General features: G+C 41.2%; 3 protein-coding genes and 1 other annotated feature. All 3 genes read left to right on the forward strand.

Features of this window, described 5'->3' with window-relative positions; translation table 11 throughout:
* The coding region (locus ORD22_RS04760; RefSeq protein WP_317644751.1) for a replication initiation and membrane attachment family protein at positions 1 to 1,021 on the forward strand (1,021 nt) is incomplete at its 5' end.
* A gap of 1 nt (position 1,022) precedes the next feature.
* Positions 1,023 to 1,964 carry a primosomal protein DnaI gene (dnaI, locus tag ORD22_RS04765; RefSeq protein ID WP_317644752.1) on the forward strand — a complete coding sequence of 314 codons (942 nt, stop codon included), beginning with the start codon at positions 1,023 to 1,025 and terminating at the stop codon, positions 1,962 to 1,964.
* Positions 1,965 to 2,117: 153 nt separating this feature from the next.
* Positions 2,118 to 2,340, forward strand: a binding site (T-box leader).
* 46 nt (positions 2,341 to 2,386) lie between these two features.
* Positions 2,387 to 4,318, forward strand: coding sequence for a threonine--tRNA ligase (thrS, locus tag ORD22_RS04770; RefSeq protein WP_317644753.1), 1,932 nt, complete (start codon positions 2,387 to 2,389; stop codon positions 4,316 to 4,318).
* Positions 4,319 to 4,771: the final 453 nt, after the last annotated feature.

Here is a 4,771-nt window from a genome sequence, read left to right on the forward strand (position 1 = left end):
TTTTTTTAGCGATCCTTTATTGTCTACATTTTTATTTAGTAAAATCGGGGAACAACCCTATCGACAATTGCGTAGCCGTTTCTTAGATGAACAGATTTCAAAAGAAGATTATCATGAAGTGTCGCGAACGTTTTTAGACGTATTTCAACCTTCCAGAGGAGTCCAAGCGATGGAACTAACTTCTGGTATGGATTTTCAAGGAAAAACCGCGCCACCGGGTGTGCCGTTTGAAATGAATGAATTTAATTTTGACTTATTTTACAGCGGACTGTCCGAGCAAATGATACCAAAATCTGCCGTGCGTGGGATTTCCCAGGAAATAATTGCTAAACTTTCATTTTTATATTCGCTCTCTCCACTCGATATGCAAAAAGTCGTGATGATTGCAATGGATGAAAATCTTCAAGTGAGTGAGGAGCGTCTAAGAAAAGCCGCGTCAGAATTTTATAAGGTGAATCGATCTCCACAACCGCCTAAATTGCAGTCGGCTTTCAAAATGCCAGCAGCAACAGAAGTGCCGAAGGAAAACATGAGTCGCGATGAGGAATTAATTTCTTATTTGGAAAACACACCACCAAAAGATATGTTGCGAAAGATTAGTGGTAAAGAACCGTTTACAGTAGACATTCAACTTGCTGAACGTTTAATAACACTTCATCAATTTCCAGTCGGTGTTGTCAATGTGTTACTTCAATATGTGATGCTTCGGAATGATGGGAAAATCACGAATAGTTTTGTTGAACGAATCGCCTCACATTGGGCTAATAAAAAAGTAAATGATGCCAAGACGGCTTTGAAGCTATCTCGAGAAGAACATGATCAATATATGAAATGGCTCAAAGAAGGAAAGCAATCAACACCGAAAAAACGCAAGCCGACTCGAGAAGAAAAAGTACCGGAATGGTTTGCTAATCGTAAGGAAAAAACAAAGAAATCGGATACACTAACAGATTTCAATGTTGAAGAGGAGCGTCAAAAGTTACTAAAAGAATTAGGGATACAAGAGGATGAGGTGAAATAAGATGGAACGAATTGGAGATGCTATGAGACGAGTGGTCAATGCTCCTTCATTGGCCCAAAAGTATGAAGAACTTCGAAAAGAAGTCGTTGAAGATCCAGCGATTCAGCAATTTATTAGTGACCATTCGGATGAAGTCAATACTGAAGTCGTCAACCGGAGCCTTGGGAAGCTGTATGAATTTAAAACGGCTTCTCATGCCTGTGATCGCTGTCCTAATATAGAAGGCTGCATCAATGTAATGAAAGGTTTTGAGCCTAAACTAGTCATTGCACAGCGATTAATCGATTTAGATTATGTCGTCTGCCCAACAAAGCAACTAGAAGATGAGCGGCGAAATGTATCTAAAATGGTTAATAGTATGTATATGCCAAAAGAAGTGATGGAAGCGAGGTTGTCAAATGTAGACTTTTTATCAGAAGACAGCCGTGTAATCGTCATGAGAGCGGCTAAAGATTTCCTCAACCAAATAGATTCCACAGGGAAAATACCTGAACGTGGCTTTTATTTGTACGGGAATTTTGGCATCGGTAAATCATTCATCTTAGGCGCATTGGCAAACGAACTTGCTACGAGACAAGTGAGAACAGTCGTCGTCTACGTACCCGAGTTCTTACGTGAGATGAAACAGTCCATTCAAAACCAAACGCTAGATGAAAAGGTCGAATTCGTCAAAAAAGCACCTGTCCTCATGCTCGACGACATCGGTGCAGAAACGATGTCTACGTGGACAAGAGACGAAGTACTAGGTACCATTCTTCAATATCGCATGGCTGAAAAACTACCTGTCTTCTTCACTTCTAACTTCAACTATAACGAACTAGAGCACCATTTAACGACGAGTCAGCGTGGTGAGACAGAACCAATCAAAGCTGCACGAGTCATGGAAAGAATTCGCATGGTCAGCCAACCTTTCAAACTAGGCGGACAAAACTGGCGAGATTAATCTCTGGGTTTGTACATGGATCTAACCCGACAGTTTTGAATGTAGTTAATACTTACAATTGGAAATAGTTAATTAAAAGAATATAATAATATAAACTTGCAATTCCGCCAAAAATTTTCTATACTAATACTCAGTTAAGCATAAATAATTTGTCAAAATGCATCGAAGAGGACAACAATTTATTTCTAACCTTTCAGAGAGCAGGGGCACGGCTGAAACCCTTGTAGGCAGAAAATGAATTTACCACCTCCGAGCAGCATCAGCGAACACAAGTAGCTGATGACGGTAACGGCCCGTTAGCCGATCGAAAGCTTCGTCTATCCGAAAGGACAGAAGGAAGAAGGGTGGAACCACGAGCTCAAGCCTCGTCCCTTTAGGGATGAGGCTTTTTTGTGTCCAAAAATAGAAAGGAAGTTATACAAATGGTAGAAAATATTCATTTAACATTTCCAGATGGAGCAGTAAAGGAATTTGCAAACGGTACAACAACGGAAGAAATTGCAGGCTCCATCAGTCCTGGATTGCGTAAAAGTGCATTAGCAGGAAAAATTGGGGATCGACTAATCGATTTGAAAACACCGATTCATGAAGATGGAGAGATTAGCATCGTGACGCCTAATTCAGAAGAAGCTTTAGAAATTCTTCGTCATAGTACGGCTCACCTTTTAGCACAAGCTGTTAAGCGTAAGTTCCCAGATGCAAAACTTGGAATCGGTCCGACGATCGAAAATGGATTTTATTATGATATTGATTCACCTACACCTATTACAGCAGAAGATCTTCCTGAAATAGAAAAAGAAATGAAACGTATTATTGGAGAAAACTTACCAGTTATTCGTCATGATGTTTCCCGTGAAGAAGCAAAAAGACGTTTTGAAGAAATTGACGATGAATATAAACTGGAACTTCTCGAAGCAATTCCTGAAGGTGAACAAGTTTCAATCTATGAACAAGGTGAATTTTTCGACCTATGTCGTGGAATCCACGTACCTGCTACAGGTAAGTTGAAAGAATTCAAACTGCTAAGTATTGCGGGTGCTTACTGGAGAGGTAATTCAGATAATAAAATGCTTCAACGTATTTATGGAACAGCTTTCTTCAAAAAAGATGAGCTGAAGGAACATTTACGTCTACTTGAAGAAGCGAAAGAGCGTGATCACCGTAAAATCGGTAAAGAACTCAATCTATTCACAAACTCTCAAAAAGTAGGACAAGGTTTACCTCTATGGTTACCAAAAGGTGCAACAATCCGTCGTGTAGTTGAGCGTTATATCGTAGATAAAGAAGAAAGGCTTGGCTACCAGCACGTCTATACACCGGTTCTCGGCAGCGTTGAGTTATATAAAACGTCTGGACATTGGGATCACTACCAAGACGGAATGTTCCCAGCAATGAGCATGGATAACGAAGACTTAGTGTTACGTCCGATGAACTGCCCGCATCATATGATGATTTATAAAAACGGTATTCATTCTTATCGTAATCTGCCGCTTCGTATTGCAGAACTTGGTACAATGCACCGTTATGAAATGTCAGGAGCACTTTCAGGATTGCAACGCGTACGTGGCATGACATTAAATGACGCGCATATTTTCGTTCGTCCAGACCAAATTAAAGATGAACTGAAGCGAGTGATTTTGCTAATCATCGAAGTGTATAAAGATTTCAACATCAAAGATTATTCCTTCCGCCTCTCTTATCGTGATCCGGAAGATACAAAGAAATATTTCGATGATGATGAAATGTGGGAACGCGCACAGTCTATGTTAAAAGAAGCAATGGACGAATTAGAACTTCCTTATACAGAAGAAGAAGGCGAAGCGGCATTCTACGGACCGAAGCTTGACGTGCAAGTGAAAACGGCAATCGGTATGGAAGAAACACTATCTACTGCGCAACTCGATTTCTTGTTGCCTGAACGTTTTGACCTCACATATATAGGAGAAGATGGAAAGCAGCATCGTCCAGTCGTTATCCACCGTGGTGTCGTTTCTACAATGGAACGTTTTGTTGCATTTTTGATTGAAGAGTATAAAGGGGCATTCCCGACGTGGTTGGCACCTATTCAAGTGGAAGTCATTCCTGTTTCACCAGAAGTGCATTTTGATTATGCGGAAGACGTGAGAGAGAAATTGACGCTAGCTGGATTCCGTGTGGACGTGGATAGTCGAGAAGAAAAAATCGGCTATAAGATTCGTGAAGCACAAGTTCAAAAGGTCCCGTATATGCTTGTGCTTGGTGATCGTGAGCTGGAGTCTGGCGAAGTGAATGTTCGTAAGTACGGTGAGCAAAAATCCGAAAGTATGTCATTTGACGCGTTCCTTGAGCTGCTTCAAGAGGACGTGAAGAAGTAAGGTTAGTTATATGTTATTGAAACGGCACTTGTGGTATTTATCTACAAGTGCCGTTTTGCCTTCGATTTTGTGTATACAGTAGTTTGAGTGGGTTCTTGTATATGGTGAAAGCACTTATTGTTGGATCGTCGCTCGACTAATTTATGATGCTGAAAATAGTGATGGTCGGTTCCCTAACACCGCTTCGGCACGTGGGGGATTGCCTCCCGCCATGAGCCAACTAGCAAAGAACGCTAGCTGTCTCATGGCTTCGGCTGACCCCGCAGTTGTGCCTACGCTAGTATGTACAGTATAGTTTTAGTGGTCTTTGGTACTTACCGAATTAAACCTTTCAACTTCAATGTACTATGCTATTTATTTTCCTAACGAAACGAAGGCGCCTTACAAGCGGTAGGCGGAGCAATAAGACGGATAGGCGCTCTTCCTATCTGGCTTATTGTGGGAGCCATCCGC

The sequence above is a fragment of the Sporosarcina sp. GW1-11 genome, from assembly GCF_033088395.1.
Classification (GTDB): domain Bacteria; phylum Bacillota; class Bacilli; order Bacillales_A; family Planococcaceae; genus Sporosarcina.